The organism is Sporichthya polymorpha DSM 43042 (assembly GCF_000384115.1).
Taxonomy (GTDB): domain Bacteria; phylum Actinomycetota; class Actinomycetes; order Sporichthyales; family Sporichthyaceae; genus Sporichthya; species Sporichthya polymorpha.
In genome coordinates, this window is sequence record NZ_KB913029.1 from 4,819,898 (window position 1) to 4,835,084 (window position 15,187).

Annotated in this window: 12 protein-coding genes; 3 read left to right on the forward strand and 9 right to left on the reverse strand. The window is 72.6% G+C overall.

Annotation, left to right across the window (positions count from 1 at the left end):
• Positions 1-18 precede the first annotated feature (18 nt).
• From SPOPO_RS0123420 to SPOPO_RS0123450, 7 genes are all read right to left on the reverse strand, one after another.
• Complete coding sequence (locus SPOPO_RS0123420; RefSeq protein ID WP_019877580.1) at positions 19-1,197, reverse strand: serine hydrolase domain-containing protein; 1,179 nt, start codon at positions 1,195-1,197, stop codon at positions 19-21.
• The gene (locus SPOPO_RS35975; protein ID WP_019877581.1) at positions 1,172-2,287 is read right to left on the reverse strand and encodes a lysyl oxidase family protein; all 1,116 of its coding nucleotides are present in this window, start codon (positions 2,285-2,287) and stop codon (positions 1,172-1,174) included. The genes SPOPO_RS0123420 and SPOPO_RS35975 overlap by 26 nt, the downstream gene beginning before the upstream one ends.
• Before the next feature lie 31 nt (positions 2,288-2,318).
• Positions 2,319-3,569, reverse strand: a complete 1,251-nt coding sequence (locus SPOPO_RS0123430) for a sulfate adenylyltransferase subunit 1 (RefSeq protein ID WP_019877582.1) — start codon at positions 3,567-3,569, stop codon at positions 2,319-2,321.
• Positions 3,570-4,493 carry a sulfate adenylyltransferase subunit CysD gene (cysD, locus tag SPOPO_RS0123435; protein WP_019877583.1) on the reverse strand — a complete coding sequence of 308 codons (924 nt, stop codon included), beginning with the start codon at positions 4,491-4,493 and terminating at the stop codon, positions 3,570-3,572.
• A gap of 38 nt (positions 4,494-4,531) precedes the next feature.
• Positions 4,532-5,320: an inositol monophosphatase family protein gene (locus SPOPO_RS0123440; protein ID WP_019877584.1), complete on the reverse strand. Its 789-nt coding sequence runs from the start codon at positions 5,318-5,320 to the stop codon at positions 4,532-4,534.
• Positions 5,321-5,408: 88 nt separating this feature from the next.
• The gene (locus tag SPOPO_RS0123445) at positions 5,409-6,746 is read right to left on the reverse strand and encodes an MFS transporter (RefSeq protein WP_019877585.1); all 1,338 of its coding nucleotides are present in this window, start codon (positions 6,744-6,746) and stop codon (positions 5,409-5,411) included.
• A 55-nt stretch (positions 6,747-6,801) separates the two neighbouring features.
• Positions 6,802-8,532 (reverse strand): PEP-utilizing enzyme, encoded by a 1,731-nt coding sequence (locus tag SPOPO_RS0123450; RefSeq protein WP_019877586.1) that lies wholly within the window; start codon positions 8,530-8,532, stop codon positions 6,802-6,804.
• 168 nt (positions 8,533-8,700) lie between these two features.
• Here SPOPO_RS0123450 and SPOPO_RS0123455 point away from each other — a divergent pair, with 168 nt between their 5' ends.
• Both SPOPO_RS0123455 and SPOPO_RS0123460 read left to right on the forward strand, forming a co-directional pair.
• Complete coding sequence (locus SPOPO_RS0123455; protein ID WP_019877588.1) at positions 8,701-8,991, forward strand: hypothetical protein; 291 nt, start codon at positions 8,701-8,703, stop codon at positions 8,989-8,991.
• A 203-nt stretch (positions 8,992-9,194) separates the two neighbouring features.
• Positions 9,195-10,637: a CpsD/CapB family tyrosine-protein kinase gene (locus SPOPO_RS0123460; protein WP_156870181.1), complete on the forward strand. Its 1,443-nt coding sequence runs from the start codon at positions 9,195-9,197 to the stop codon at positions 10,635-10,637.
• 162 nt (positions 10,638-10,799) lie between these two features.
• On the opposite strand, the gene coaE is transcribed toward SPOPO_RS0123460, so the two are convergent.
• Positions 10,800-11,405, reverse strand: a complete 606-nt coding sequence (coaE, locus tag SPOPO_RS0123465; protein ID WP_019877590.1) for a dephospho-CoA kinase — start codon at positions 11,403-11,405, stop codon at positions 10,800-10,802.
• A gap of 125 nt (positions 11,406-11,530) precedes the next feature.
• Positions 11,531-13,012 (reverse strand): 30S ribosomal protein S1, encoded by a 1,482-nt coding sequence (rpsA, locus tag SPOPO_RS0123470; RefSeq protein ID WP_019877591.1) that lies wholly within the window; start codon positions 13,010-13,012, stop codon positions 11,531-11,533.
• Between the two features lie 268 nt (positions 13,013-13,280).
• Between rpsA and SPOPO_RS0123475 the strand changes: the two genes are divergently transcribed.
• A complete protein-coding gene (locus tag SPOPO_RS0123475; protein ID WP_019877592.1) occupies positions 13,281-14,135 on the forward strand; it encodes a class I SAM-dependent methyltransferase in 855 nt (284 codons plus the stop codon).
• Positions 14,136-15,187 lie beyond the last annotated feature (1,052 nt).

The window sequence follows — 15,187 nt, forward strand, 5'->3', positions numbered from 1 at the left end:
GGGGCGAAGCGAGGCGCGTTACGCGATGCCGAGCTCGGCGTAGACGGCGGCTTCGAGGCCCATCGAGGTGGTGACGACGCCGGCGTCGAAGAACGGGAGCACCTGGGTCAGGATCATGCCGCCGACGCCGGTGGACCGGTCGATCCAGTAGTAGAGGTTGAAGATGCCGGCCCAGTCGCCGGTGCCGGCGCGGCGGGCGCCGGGGACGTCCTCGAGCACCAGGTGGAAGCCGAGGCCCCAGGACTCCGCGAACGGGAACGGCGGGACGTCGTTGGTCAGCTCCGGGACGGTCGACACGATCCCCTCGGTCGGCATCGGGACGCCCTGCAGCTGATCGCTGAATGCGAGCTCCACGGTCTCCTGCTGCAGGACGCGGTTGCCCTCGAGCTCGCCGCCGCGCAGCATCGCGCGGAGAAAGCGGCCGTAGGCCTCGGCGGTGCCGTAGAGCCCGTGCCCGCCGGAGAAGTACTCGGGGTTCTCCGCCAGCTCGAGCGGGGTCTCGACCAGGCCGCCGTCCGGGGTGCGGGCGTGCACCGGCATCAACCGGGCGCGCTGCTCGGGCGTCGGGGAGAACGTCACGTCGGTCATCCCCAGCGGGCCGAGGACGTGCTCGTCCAGGTAGGCGTCGAACGGCTGTCCGCTGACCTGCTCGACGAGCAGCCCGAGCCAGTCGGTGTTGGTGCCGTAGTCCCAGATCTGGCCCGGGTCCCGGGCCAGCGGCACGTCGGTGAGCGCGGCCTTCTGCCCCGTCAGCACGTCCGGGGCGCCGGTGGCGGCGTGGAACTGCGCCATCGCGGCGTTGGTGAAGAAGTACGTCAGACCGGACGTGTGCGTCAGCAGCTCGCGCACCCGCGGCGAGCGTGCCGGCGGACGGAGGATCGGCTGCTCGCCGTCGAACCCGTCGAGCACCTGGAGCTTGGCGAACTCCGGCAGCAGCGCCGTCACCTCGTCGTCGAGCGACATCCTCCCCTGCTCGACGAGCTGGAGAGCGGCCACGCTGGCGAGCGCCTTCGTGCACGAGGCGTACCGGAACATCGTCGACGCGCTGACGGCCTCACCGCCCGCGCGCACCGAGCCGGCGGCACCGGAGTACAGCGTGCCGTCGCGGTCGACGACGACAGCCGCTACGCCGGGGACGTGCCCCTCGGCGACGGCGTTGGCGAGGATGGCGTCAAGATTGCTCGCGTCGAAGGACATGAGGCGTAGTCAACCGTCCCCGGCGCCGTGACGCCAGAGCTCGGACGGGTCGGGCCACGGTGGCCGCCGGCTCGGTCGAGTGCGAGTGACCGTCGTCGGGGTGGTCGGAGTTCTCCGAGTCGTCGTGCGACGAGACGTTCGCGACCGACTTCTCGGCGGGTCGGTAGCCCTTGCTCAGGACCTTGATCGACGCCTTGTCCTTGCGCCGGAGCTTGAACTCCATAAAAACGCCGTTGTTCTTGGTCTTCTGCTCGTAGAGCACGCCCTCGGGGTTCGCCTCGCCGATCAGCGTGTAGGTGCCGGCGGGCAGCCCGGCCAGGCTGACGTACTGGCCGGGGAGGCGCCAGTGGTAGCGGTCGCCCCAGCCGACGGACAGGCCCATGAGCAGCTTGGTCGAGTTGCGGGCTCCGCAGCCATTCTCGCGGAACACCGGGTTCCGCGGCTGGCCCGGCCGCGCCGGCCGGCGCACGTTGTCGTAGATGCAGAAGCCGATCTTGCGGGCGCGGCGCTTGTCCTCCCGCACCAGGTTGCCGTCGGAGTCGACGAGGTACATCCGGTACCGGACGATGTCCTTCAGGTGCTGGTGGGTGTGGCCGTCACCGGCGTAAACGGTGCCGACCGGCAGCTGCCGCCAGGTCCAGTGGCCGTTCTTCAGCCGGATCCGCTGCGCGACCTTGAACTCCCCCCGCGCCTTCTTGCGCACGGCCCGGATCTTCAGCTCACGCGGACCGTAGTTCAGCAGCGTGCTGGTGAAGCGCAGCTGCAGGCTCTTGCTCGCCGTCCGCACCAGCCGCAGGTCCTCCACGCCGCCGAGCCGGAGATCGGGCAGAAACTTCGGGTCGGGCTCCTTACCCACGTCCTTCGGCTGGACCGGCGTCGGCGTCGGTGACGGCGTCGGGGTGGGGGTCGTGGCGTTCGGCAGCAGACCGCCGGGGGTCGGGCTGGGCGTCGGCGACGGTGACGGCGTGGGCGACGGGTCGTCGACCGCTACCGACGGGAGGTCCGCCTCCCCCGCCAGCGCGCTCGGAGCGGTCAGCGCGAAGGCGAGGACGCCGACAGCAGTGGCGAAAGTACGACCCGGCCGAGACATGTGCACCGCTCCAAAGTTCGAGGCGGCCGTGTCACTGCGTGTCGGTGATCATCCCGGCGCCGACTGTCACGTTCGTTCCCTCGTCGATGAGGATAAATCCCCCGGTCGCCCGGTTCTTGCCGTAATCATCGACGAAGAGCGGGGCGGTTGTGCGCAGACGCACCCGTCCGATGTCGTTCAGTCCGAGTTCGCCGGTGGTCTCGTCCCGGTGCAACGTGTTGATGTCCAGCCGGTACTGCAGATCCTTGACGAGCACCCGCGCGGACCGCGTCGTGTGCTTGATCGCGAGCTTCATCCCCGGACGCAGCGGCTCGGTCGCCATCCAGCAGACCATCGCGTCGATGTCCTGCGTCACCGTCGGCATGTTGTGCGGGCGGCAGATCATGTCGCCCCGGCTGACGTCGAGGTTGTCCTTCAGACGCACGACGACCGACATCGGCGAGAACGCCTGCTCCACCGGGCCGTGAAGGGAGTCGATCGCCTCGATCGTGGTCGAGAAACCGCTCGGCAGGACCGTCACGGTGTCACCGGGCTTGAGCACACCGCCGGCGACCTGGCCCGCGTAGCCGCGGTAGTCGTGGTGCTCCTTGGTCTGCGGCCGGATCACGTACTGCACGGGGAACCGGACGTCGATCAGGTTGCGGTCGCTGGCGACGTGGACGTTCTCCAGGTGGTGCAGCAGCGACGAGCCGCCGTACCAGGGCGAGGCGGACGAGCGCTCGACCACGTTGTCACCGTTGAGCGCCGACACCGGGATCGTCACCAGGTCGGGGATGCGCAGCCGCGCGGCGAACGAGGTGAACTCGGCGTGGATGCGGTCGTAGACCGCCTGGTCCCAGTCGACGAGGTCCATCTTGTTGATGGCGACGACGACGTGCGGCACCTGCAGCAACGAGGCGAGGAACGCGTGCCGGCGCGACTGCTCGACCAGGCCGTTGCGCGCGTCGACGAGGATGATCGCGAGGTCCGCGGTCGACGCCCCCGTCACCATGTTGCGCGTGTACTGAATGTGCCCCGGGGTGTCCGCGATGATGAACTTCCGCTTCGGGGTGGCGAAATACCGGTACGCGACGTCGATCGTGATGCCCTGCTCGCGCTCGGCGCGCAGGCCGTCGGTGAGCAGCGCGAGGTCGGTGTACTCGCGGCCCTTGTCGCGACTGACCTTCTCGACGTGCTCGAGCTGGTCCTCGAAGATCGATTTGGTGTCGTAGAGCAGCCGGCCGATCAGCGTCGACTTGCCGTCGTCGACGGAACCGGCGGTGGCGAACCGCAGAAGGTCCATTTAGAAGTAGCCCTCCTTCTTGCGGTCTTCCATTGCTGCCTCGGTCGCGCGGTCGTCACCGCGGGTCGCGCCGCGTTCGGTCTGCCGGGTGGCGCCGACCTCCTCGATGATCGCCTCGACGCTCGTGGCGTCCGACCGCACCGCAGCGGTCAGCGTGGCGTCACCGACGGTGCGGTAGCGCACCATCGCGGTGAAGGTCTCCTCGCCCTCGCGCGGACGGCAGAACTCGTTGTTCGCCATCAGCATCCCGTCGCGCAGGAACACCTCGCGCTCGTGGGCGTAGTAGATCGACGGGAGCGCGACGTCCTCCTCGGCGATGTAGTGCCAGATGTCCAGCTCGGTCCAGTTCGACAGCGGGAAGACCCGGATCGACTCGCCGGCGTGGATGCGGCCGTTGTAGAGGCTCCACAGCTCGGGACGCTGGTTCTTCGGGTCCCACTGGCCGAACTCGTCGCGGAAGGAGAAGATCCGCTCCTTCGCCCGGGCACGCTCCTCGTCGCGGCGCGCGCCGCCGAACAGGGCGGTGAAGCGGTGCTTCTCGCAGGCCTCGAGCAGGACCGGCGTCTGGATGCGGTTGCGCGAGCCGTTCGGCTCCTCGCGGACCATCCCGCGCTCGATCGCCTCGGGCACCGAGGCCACGATCAGCTGGACGCCGAAGCGCTCGACCTCGGCGTCGCGGAACGCGAGCACCTCGGGGAAGTTGTGGCCGGTGTCGACGTGCATCACCGGGAAGGGGATCTTCGCCGGGGCGAACGCCTTCGCGGCGATGTGCAGCATGACCGCGGAGTCCTTGCCACCGGAGAACAGCAGACAGGGCCGCTCCATCTCGGCCGCGACCTCGCGGATGATGTGCACCGACTCGGACTCCAGCACCCGCAACTGGCTCAGCTGGTAGTCGTTCGAGGCGATCGTCTTCTCGCTCATGAGGCGAATTCTCCCGTGTCGGGCCCGGCGACGATCACTCAGGTCGTGGACGCGGCGGCGATGGCGGCCAGAAGTGGCTCGGCCAGCTCGGCGCGCGCGATGACCAGGTCGGGCAGGAGCGGGTCCGGCCGGTTGTAGACCAGCGGCGATCCGTCGAGGCGGCTGGTGTGCACGCCGGCGGCGCGGGCGACCGCGACGGGCGCCGCGGAGTCCCACTCGTACTGACCTCCGCCGTGGACGTAGGCGTCGACCTCGCCGAGGACGACCGCGGTGACCTTGTAGCCCGCCGAGCCCATCGGGACCAGCTCCGCGCCGAGCGCCTCCGCGACCGCCACGGCGACCGCGGGCGGGCGCGTGCGGCTGACCGCGATGCGGATCGGGCTGCCGTCCGCGGCCTCGGGCACGCGCTGCGCCCCGTCGGAGCAGAGCACCAGGCCCCGCCCGGGCAGGGCGACCGCGCCCACGGTCAGGTCCCCCGCGGCACCGGCGGAGCGCTCCCACAGGGCGACGTGGACGGCCCAGTCGTGGCGACCCTCGCCGAACTCGCGGGTGCCGTCGAGCGGATCGACGATCCAGACCCGGTCGGCGTCGAGCCGGATCGGGTTGTCCTTGGCCTCCTCGGACAGCACGGCGTCGTCCGGACGGGCCGTGGACAGGCGCGCGGCGAGCAGGTCCTGGGCGGCGGCGTCGCCGGCCTTGCGCAGGTCGGCCTCGTCACCCTCCCAGCCGGCGCGGAGCTCGGCCAGGCGCTCCCCGGCGGCCGCCGCGAGCTCCCGGGCGAGCGCGAGGTCGTCCAGCGCCTGTTCCGATCCAGCGTCGTACGCCACGTGCGATTCCCCTCGTGAAGCGGCGGCCCGGGCGTCGCGCCGGGTCCGATCCGCCGATCAGCGTACGGGGCGGCCGGCGTGGGGGCAGTCACCGTGCGAGGCGGTCGGGGACGAAGGCCGCCGCGGCCAGGGCCGAGACCACCGCCGCCGCGGCGGCGACCGCGAAGACCGGCCGGCCGGTCCCGCTGTCGACGAGCACGGCGAGCAGGCTCGTGCCGAGGATGCTGCCGAGGTACCGCGAGGACGAGGACACCCCCGCCGCGACCCCGGCCTGCGCCGCCGGCAGGGCCTCGGCCCCGGCGGTGACGATCGCGGACGTCGACAGCCCGAGCCCGACCCCGGCCAGACCGAGCAGGACCGCGGTGAGTACGACGTTCTCGTGCAGGTCGAGCGGCACCATGCCGCCCATCGCGAGCGCGAGCAGGACGCAGCCCCCCATCGCCGGGGCGCGCCGGCCGTAGCGGTCCGCGAGGCGGCCGCCGATCGGGCTGAAGACGCCGGAGCCGACGAGCATCGGCGCGAGGATCACGCCCGCGCCCGCGCTGGAGGTGTGCCCTTCGATGAGCAGCGGCACGGCCAGCAGCACCAGGTACATCGCCAGGTTCGAGGCGCCGATCGCCAGCCCGGCCGCGGCGACGGCCCGCACGCGGAGCACGCCGAGGTCGAGGACGGGCTGCGGGTGCGCTCGCTCCTGGCGGGCGAACAGGAACGCGAACACGGTGGCCGCGGCCCCCAGGCCGACGAGCAGGGTCGCGGGGCGGTCGGTCGAGAGCTGGTTGACCAGGACCGCGGACAGCGACAGCGTCCCGAGCAGGAGCACCGAGCCGAGGATGTCGAAGCGCGAGCGGGACCTCGCGGGTTCGGCCGCCTCCCCCGCCGGCAGCCAGCGCAGCACCGTGATCAGCGCGAGCGCCACGAGCGGCAGGACGGCGAGGAACGTGCCGCGCCACCCGGCGGCGGCGACCGCGACGCCACCGACCGGAGGCCCGGCCGCGGCGGAGAGCGTCGCGGAGGCGCCGATCAGGCCGAAGGCCCGACCGCGTCGCTCGGCCGGCAGCACGGTGCGCACCGTTGCGGCCGCGTTGACCAGCGCGAGCGCGCCGCACACGGCCTGGATGCACCGGGCCGCGACGGCGATCTCGAACGTGGGCGCGGCCGCGCCGAGGATCGAGGCCGCGCCGAAGCCGACGATCCCGAACACGACCAGGCGGTGCCGGCCCAGGCGGTCGCCCAGACTCCCCGCGACCGGTTGGCCGGCGGCGGTCACGACGAGGTAGGAGCTGACCAGCCACACCGCCGCCGCCACGGACAGCCCGAAGTCCTCGCGGACGTCCGGCAGCGCGACCGCGATCATCGTCGAGCTGATCGGCACGAGCGTGGTGGTCAGGCAGGCGGCCGCGAGCAGCCGCCGCTCGACCGGGGACATCACCAGGTTCGCCTCACCCGGTGCCTGGCCCGGTACCCCGCTCGTGCCGAGAGCATCACAGCAGCGTGACCGTGCCCGCGTCGCCGTCGATGCGCACGCGCGCCCCGTCGGGGATCGAGAGCGTCGCGATCGCGCAGCCCACGACCGCGGGCAGCGCGAACTCCCGCGCCACGATCGCGGCGTGGGAGAGCAGGCCACCGCGGTCGGTGACCAGACCCGCGAGCATCGGCAGCACGAGGTTGAACGCCGGGCCGGTGGAGGTCGTGACGAGGACGTCGCCCGGCTCGATGCGGTCGAGGTCGTCGGCGCCGCGCAGCACCTTCGCGATGCCCTCGCGCACCCCGCCGCCCACGGGCATCCCACGCACGACGCCGTCCTCGACCGCCGCGGTCGGGCCCACGTCGCCGAGCACGGCGTCGATGGCGAAGCCGAACGCGACGTGGATGCGCGCGGCCGCCGGCGGCAGCCACTCGGCCGGCAGCGGCGGGCCGGGGACCTCGCCGAAGATCGGCGGCAGCTCGCGGTAGTCCGCGCTCAGCCGCCAGAACACCCGGCGGGCGACCTCGGCGGGGTCGGGACCTACGCCGTCGCGCAGCAGGGCCGCCGCCTCGTCGTAGTCGAGGTCGACGGCGTGGTCCGGGGCGTCGAGCAACTGACGCTGCACCAGCCGGCGGCCCACCTCGAGCAGGGCGCGGCGGGTGACGGCGCCGACGGCCCGGTCGCCGTGGACGGCCCGCTCGTCCCGCATCCGGTACAGGAGGCGGGCCTCGGTCAGCAGGTCGTCGAACTCGGCCCGGTGCTCCGGCGGGACGGCCTCGCGGATCGCGGCGCAGGCAGCCTGGGCCGCGGTCTGCGCCGGGTCGACCGCGGGGGCGGCGAGCGCGGCGCGCAGCCGGCTGACCATCAGCTCGGGCTCCTCGATCGTGCACGGCATACCGATCGAGTCCTCGCCCTCGATCGCGAGGAAGCGGACGACGCGTTCGTAGGCGGCGAAGGCGGCGCCGACCGCCCCGCCCCAGCCGGCCAGGGCGTCGATGATCTCGGCCGGGTCGCGCTCGGCGGTGGCGAGCGCCTGCGCGCCCGGGTCGGTGCGGACCGCCGCGGCCAGGGCCGCCAGTTCCGGCCCGCCGCCCGAGGAGACCGGGCTGGTCCCGGCCAGCGCCATCAGCAGGTCGGAGGGCGAGCAGCCGGTCCAGCCCAGCGCGTGGACGACGTAGTCGCCGACCGGGAGCAGGGCCGCGCCGTTGTACCGGTGATGGACGTACCAGCCCTCGATCACCTCGTCCCGGCAGATCGCGAGGTGCTCGAGCAGCTCCTCGTCGCTCAGGCTCGCGAGGTCGACCGCGTCGAGCGCGTCGCGGCGGGCGGCCCGGGCCGGCTTCTCCAGGGTGTCCCACCGCTCGAGGTCCTCGCGCCAGCGCCGCGTCGCCCACACGAGGTCGGCGGTCGCGAGCCGCTCCTGGTGGGGCGGCGAGCCCGCGAGGATCTGGTCGAAGATCTCCTTCGGCGGGTGGTTCACCGCCTCCGGCGGGGCGCCGAGGACGCGCAGTTGGTTGTAGATGAAGCCCCGGATGACGGCCACGTCCATGTGGTCGAGCAGGACGCCGTACCGGGCGAACGTCTCCCCGAAGCCGCGCTGGAACCCCGAGCGGAACAGCGGCGCGGCGAACCGGCACACGGGACGGGGACAGTGGCTGGCGTCGAGGACCCAGGTCCCGCTGCCCGGCGCAGCGATCTGGTCGTGGCTGATGGCGGTGACGACACGCTCTTCGACGAGCTCGCTCATGGCTGCCTCGAGGGTCGAGGGTGGGCCCGCGGGGACAGGACGTGACCGGCGGGTGAAGCACGGGTGAACGCGGGTCGAAACTAAGGCACAACGGCCGTCTTGAGAATCGCGGAAGATCCTCCGGCCGCGATTGACAACGCTCCGTCGTCGCCAGCGACAATCGCCCGTATGGCCGACGTCGTGCCGCTGCGCCGTCCCTCGCGCCCCGCGTTCGGACCGCCCGCCGCCTCGTTCTCCGACGTCGCCGACCCCGCCCAGGCCCTCAGCGTGGCCTGGTCCGCCGACGCCCGGACCGTGCGCCTGGGCATCGGCGCGACCGAGGGTCCGTTCGCCGCGCTCGTCCTCGATGCCGACGACGTGCTCGACCTGGTCCGCGCCCTCGTCGACGGCCTGCCGGCCCCCGGGGCCACGCCCCGGCCGCCGGCGCCGGTCCTGCCGCTGGTTCCGCGCGAGGACTGACCTCGCGAGCCCTCGCGGCCCGTCCGTCACAACAGAACCAGAAGTTTACTTCCGGTCATGTTTGTCCCTCAGGCATTGCCGGACAAAACGGACATCAGAAACGATCACGGTGCACAGGCACCACAGACGCATCGGGGGGGCTTCCGATCGCGTCGGGGTTCGCCGCGTGCCCGAGTCCACGAGTAGTGAGAAGGCGGTTGGCGATGGGGAACTTCGGGGGGATCCGGTTCGGCCGGAGAGTCCTACGTCGGTGGTGGGTGGTCGCGGTCCTGATCGCGCTCGGGGCCGGACTGGCGGTCGCGACGGCGCCGTCCGCGGCCGAGCGTCTGCGGTCCTCGCCCGGCAGCGCGTCGACCGAGCTCGTCTTCTCCCCCGACGCCACGACCGCGTCGACCTCGCAGGCCCGGCAGCAGCTCGAGCTCGCTTCGCGGGTGGCCGCGCAGCCCGAGGTGGCCGACGCGGCCGCGGAGCGCAACATGCTCCTGCGCTCGGACCTGTTCTCCGACACGGTCACCGTCGCGCTCGACGAGGAGGCCGGCTCGATCGTCGTCACCGCGACGACCGGCGACGACTCGCCGGCCGCCGTCGAGGTGGCCGCCGCGTACGCCCAGGCCGCCGCGGACTACATCGCCGCCACCACCGGGATCTCGCTGCGCCCGATCGGCACCCCGGTCGCGGCGCCGCGGACGACCGAGCGCATCCCGTCCGACCCGTACGAGCGCGGGGCGCTCGGCGCCCTCGCCGGCCTGGTGCTCGGCGTCCTGCTCGCGGGCACGATCGCGCCCGGCCGCGACGGGCGGCTGCACGACCGACGTTCGCTCGAGCGGGCGTACCGCAGCTCCGTGCTCATCGAGATCCCCCGCACCCGGGCCCGGGCGCGCTACGCGGGCTACGTCGCGTTCCTGGCCCGCCCCACCGGCACGGTCGCCGAGGCCTACCGCGTGCTGCGCTGCGCGGTGCTGAACCGCGGCAAGCAGGGCGAGGCCGCTCCCCGCGTCATCGCGGTGACGTCGCCGAACCGCGGCGACGGGCGCTCCAGCGTCGCGCGCAACCTGGCGGCGGCGCTGGCCGAGTCGGGCCGGCGCGTGCTGCTCGTCGACTGCGACTTCGGGCACCCCACCGCCCACTACGGCGTGGGCATCCAGCCCAACACCGGCCTGTCGGACCTGCTCGCCGCCGCCGACCCCGGCGCGCGGCTCGCGGAGGTCGTGCAGCAGACCGAGACCCCCGGGGTGCTCGTCCTCTCGATCGGGACGCGCGGCGGCCGTGAGCCCGGCCAGCTGGCCAGCGCGCTGCCGCAGGTGCTGACGGTGGCGCGGCGGCTCGTGGACGTCATCGTTCTCGACTCCGAACCGCTGGCCTGCGCCGGCGACGCGCTCGACGCGCTGGAGATCGCCGACGCGGTGCTGATCGTGGCCAAGGCGGGCCGGACCCACCGCGGCGCCGCCAAGCAGACCGCCGACCTGCTCGAGCGCTGCGGGACCGTGGACAAGGTCGCCGGGCTGGTGCTGATCGGCACCTCCCGCGAGACCGAGGTCCGCACCCCGTACCTGATCACCCGGCCCGCCGCCGAGTACGACAACGGCACGACGGCCGTCCCGGCGTGGGACGACTCCCCCGCCGAGCTGGTGGGCGGCCGCTCCTGACCAACGGCGCCGCACTGGTTGACAAAGGGTGTCACCCCTTCTCGACACCCCCGTCGATAAAGGGTGTCACCCCTTCTCGACACCCCCGTCGATAAAGGGTGTCACCCCTTCTCGACACCCCCGTCGATAAGGGGTGTCACCCCTTGTCGACGGGGTCGGGACTCAGGGGCGGGCGCGGCGCTGCAGGTCCGCCCAAAGCCGATCCACCTGCGTCTCGAGGTGCGCGCGGTCCGCGGAGTTGTCGAGGACGACGTCGGCGATCGCGAGCCGTTCCTCCCTCGACGCCTGGGCCGCGATGCGAGCCCGGGCGTCCTCCTCGGTCATCCCGCGCCAGGCGACGAGGCGCTGCACCGCGACCTCGGGGTCGACGTCGACGACCACGACGAGGTCGAAGTTCCCGCGCCCGGCGGTCTCGGCCAGCAGCGGGATCGCCTGCACGACGATCGACCCGGGCGGCGCGCCCTCGGTGAGCTCCTTCGACCGGGCCCGCACGAGCGGGTGCACGATGCCGTTCAGGCGGGCGCGGGCGTCCGGGTCGGCGAACGCGATGGCGGCCAGCCGGGGCCGGTCGAGCGCCCCGTCCGCGGCGAGGATCTCGGGGCCGAACGCCTCCACCAGTGCGGCCAGCCCCGGCGTTCCGGGTTCGACGACCTCCCGCGCGATCACGTCGGCGTCGACGATCACCGCGCCCTTCGCCTCGAGCAGGTCGGTGACGGTCGTCTTCCCGGAGCCGATGCCCCCGGTCACGGCAATGAGCACGCCGCGCATCCTCTCAGAGCGGCTGTGTCGTCGGACGCGGGCGTCCGGACACGCAGGAAGGCCCCGCCCGGCGAACCGGACGGGGCCTTGCTGACGCTACGTCAGCCGTTCAACAAAGGGTGACACCCCTTGTTTCACGAACGGCCGGTGAGCTTCTCGCGGAGGGCGGCGAGCGCCTCGTCGGAGGCGAGGGTGCCGCCGTCGGTGTCGGACGAGCCCTCCGAGGAGTAGGTCGACGGAGCCGCAGCGGCAGCGCCGGCCTCGGCGTCGGCCTCGGCGGCCGCACGCATCTGCTTGCGGTGCGCCTCGAAGCGCTCGCGGGCAGCGGCGTACTGCGCCTCCCACTTCTCGCGGGCCGCCTCGTGGCCCGGGAGCCACTCGTTGGTCTCCGGGTCGAAGCCCTCGGGGTAGACGTAGTTGCCCTGCTCGTCGTACTCGGCCGGCATGCCGTACTGCGCCGGGTCGAAGTGCTCGTCGTCGCCGATCGCGCCGGCGTTCTCGTTCGCCTGCTTCAGCGAGAGCGAGATGCGGCGACGCTCGAGGTCGATGTCGATGACCTTGACGAAGATCTCGTCGCCGACCTGGACGACCTGCTCCGGGATCTCGACGTGGCGCTCGGCCAGCTCGGAGATGTGGACCAGACCCTCGATGCCCTCGTCCACGCGGACGAACGCACCGAACGGAACGAGCTTGGTGACGCGACCCGGAACGACCTGGCCGATCGCGTGAGTGCGCGCGAACTGCTGCCACGGGTCTTCCTGGGTCGCCTTCAGCGACAGGGAGACGCGCTCGCGGTCCATGTCGACGTCGAGGACCTCGACCGTGACCTCCTGGCCGACCTCGACGACCTCGGACGGGTGGTCGATGTGCTTCCAGGACAGCTCGGAGACGTGCACCAGACCGTCGACGCCACCGAGGTCGACGAACGCACCGAAGTTGACGATCGACGAGACGACACCGGAACGGACCTGGCCCTTCTGAAGGGTCGTCAGGAACGTCTGGCGGACCTCGGACTGGGTCTGCTCGAGCCAGGCGCGGCGGGACAGGACCACGTTGTTGCGGTTCTTGTCCAGCTCGATGATCTTGGCCTCGAGCTCCTTGCCGACGTACGGCTGCAGGTCGCGGACGCGGCGCATCTCCACCAGCGAGGCGGGGAGGAAGCCACGGAGGCCGATGTCCAGGATGAGACCACCCTTGACGACCTCGATCACCGTGCCGGTGACGATGCCGTCCTCCTCCTTGATCTTCTCGATCGTGCCCCAGGCGCGCTCGTACTGGGCGCGCTTCTTGGACAGGATCAGACGGCCTTCCTTGTCCTCCTTCTGGAGAACCAGGGCCTCGATCTCATCGCCGACGGAAACGACCTCGGACGGGTCGACGTCGTGCTTGATGGAGAGTTCGCGGGAGGGGATGACGCCCTCGGTCTTGTAACCGATGTCGAGGAGAACCTCGTCCCGGTCGACCTTGACGATGACGCCTTCGACGATGTCGCCATCGTTGAAGTACTTGATGGTCTCGTCGATCGCGGCGAGGAAGTCCTCAGCCGAACCGATGTCGTTGACCGCGACCTGGGGCGGGGTGTGCAGTGCGGGGTTGGCCTCGACGGTGCTCGTCATGTGGTGGGTTGCTCCGGATACGGATAATTGGTCGGGTGGTCTGCGAGCGGACGGCTCCCGCTGCCGACTACCGCTCGCCAATCCCCTGTCTACGCGACGACGTGAAGCGCAACCAAAGAACTACAACCGGAACGACCAACGGGCGTGCTCTCCCTATGTCCGGAGCGCACGAGCCCACACCGCGCCTGCCAGAATACGTCTTCGCCGGAAAGCCGGTCAATCACGCCCCGTATCGGGCCGTACCGGCGCCCCTACGCCGAGGAGCGGAATGACCCACGACTCCGGCCTCGCCCCGGGGCCGGCCGGGCCCGAGGTCGCCTCCGTGGGGCGCACGGACTGTGACGAACCGGCCTCCCGTTGGGCCAATCGGGGCTGGTGGGACCGGGTGGCCGCCGAGTACCAGGCCGAGCACGGGACGTTCCTCGGCGACGCCGAGTTCGTCTGGGGCCCGGAGGGCCTGTCCGAGGCGACCGCGGGGCTGCTGGGCCCGGTGGCCGGGCGCCGCGTGCTGGAGATCGGCGCCGGCGCGGCGCAGTGCTCCCGGTGGCTGGCCCGGGCCGGGGCGGACCCGGTCGCGCTCGACCTGTCGATCGAGCAGTTACGGCATTCGCGGGCGCTCGACCGCCGGACCGGGGCGCGGGTGCCGGTCGTGCAGGCCGACGCCGGGGCGCTCCCGTTCGCCGACGCCGCGTTCGACCTGGCCTGCTCGGCGTACGGGGCGCTCCCCTTCGTGGCGGACTCGGCGCGGGTGATGCGGGAGGTCGCCCGTGTGCTGCGCCCGGGCGGACGCTGGGTGTTCTCCGTGACCCACCCGATCCGCTGGGCGCTGCCCGACGACCCCGGGCCGGACGGGCTGGTCGTCCGCGACTCCTACTTCGACCGCCGCCCGTACGTGGAGACGGGGACCGACGGCCGCCCGGTCTACGCCGAGCACCACCGGACGCTCGGGGACCGGGTCCGCGAGATCGTCGGTGCCGGGCTGCGGCTCGTCGACCTCGTCGAGCCCGAGTGGCCGGACGGGCACGACCGTGTGTGGGGCGGGTGGAGCCCGCTGCGCGGCCGGCTGGTCCCGGGCACGGCGATCTTCTGCTGCACCAAGCCCGGCCCCGGCGAGGCCGCGTGAGCTCAGCGACCGGACCGGGCGTCGTCCGCGGCGGGGCCCTGCTGGCCGCGGGCCTCGCGGTGTCGAACGCGTTCGGCTACGCGCTCAACGTCGTCGCGTCCCGCGTGCTCGGGCCGGACGAGTTCGGCGCGTTCGCGTCGCTGATGGGGATCGTGCTCGTCGCGTACGTCGGGTCGCTCGCGCTGCAGTCGGTGACCGCGCGCCGCCTGGCGACCGACGGACCGGCCGCCGCGCCCGCCCTGCTCGCCCTCGGCCGCCGGGTCGCGTTCGGAATCGCCGGCGGACTGGCCCTGGCCGCGCCCGCGTTCTCGGCGTTTCTCCACCTCGACGCGACGCAGGTGCTCCTGGTCGCCGCGTCGCTGTTCCCGCTCACGCTCGTCGGCGCCCGGTTCGGCCTGGCCCAGGGCACCGAGCGGTTCGGGGCGCTCGCCGTCCTCTACATCGTCGTCGCCACCGGGCGGCTCGGTGGGACGCTCGTCGGCCTCGCGGTGCGCGACACCGTGACGGCGGGGCTGGTCGGGGCGCTGGTGGGCGCGACGGCCGCGGCAGTGGTGGCGGCCCGGATCGCGCCGGCGCCGCACCCGGTCATCGGGGTCGGTGAGCCGGGCGCCGCGCGGGAGTTCGCCGTCGCCGCGGGGGCGCTGTTCTCCTTCTTCGCGCTCACCAACGTCGACGTCCTGCTCGCGCGGCACCAGCTCGACGCCTCCGAGGCGGGGCTGTACGCGCTCGGCGCGGTCGTTGCGAAGGGGGCGTTCTGGTTCCCCGCGTTCATCGCGGTGCTGGCGTACCCGATGCTCGTCGACGAGGCCCGGCGCGGCGGCGCGATGCGGGTCTCGCTGGCGCTGGTCGCGGCCTCGGGTGCGGTGCTGACGCTCGGGACGGCGTTGGTGCCCGATCTCGTCGTCGACCTGATCGGCGGCAACTCCTACGCCGAGCTCGGGAACGACGTGCCGCTGTTCGCGCTGGCGGGCTCGTTGTTCGCGGTCGCGCAGCTGCTCGTCTACGCCCGGCTCGCGCAGGGTGACCCGCGGGCGGGGCTGCGCGTGGCGGCG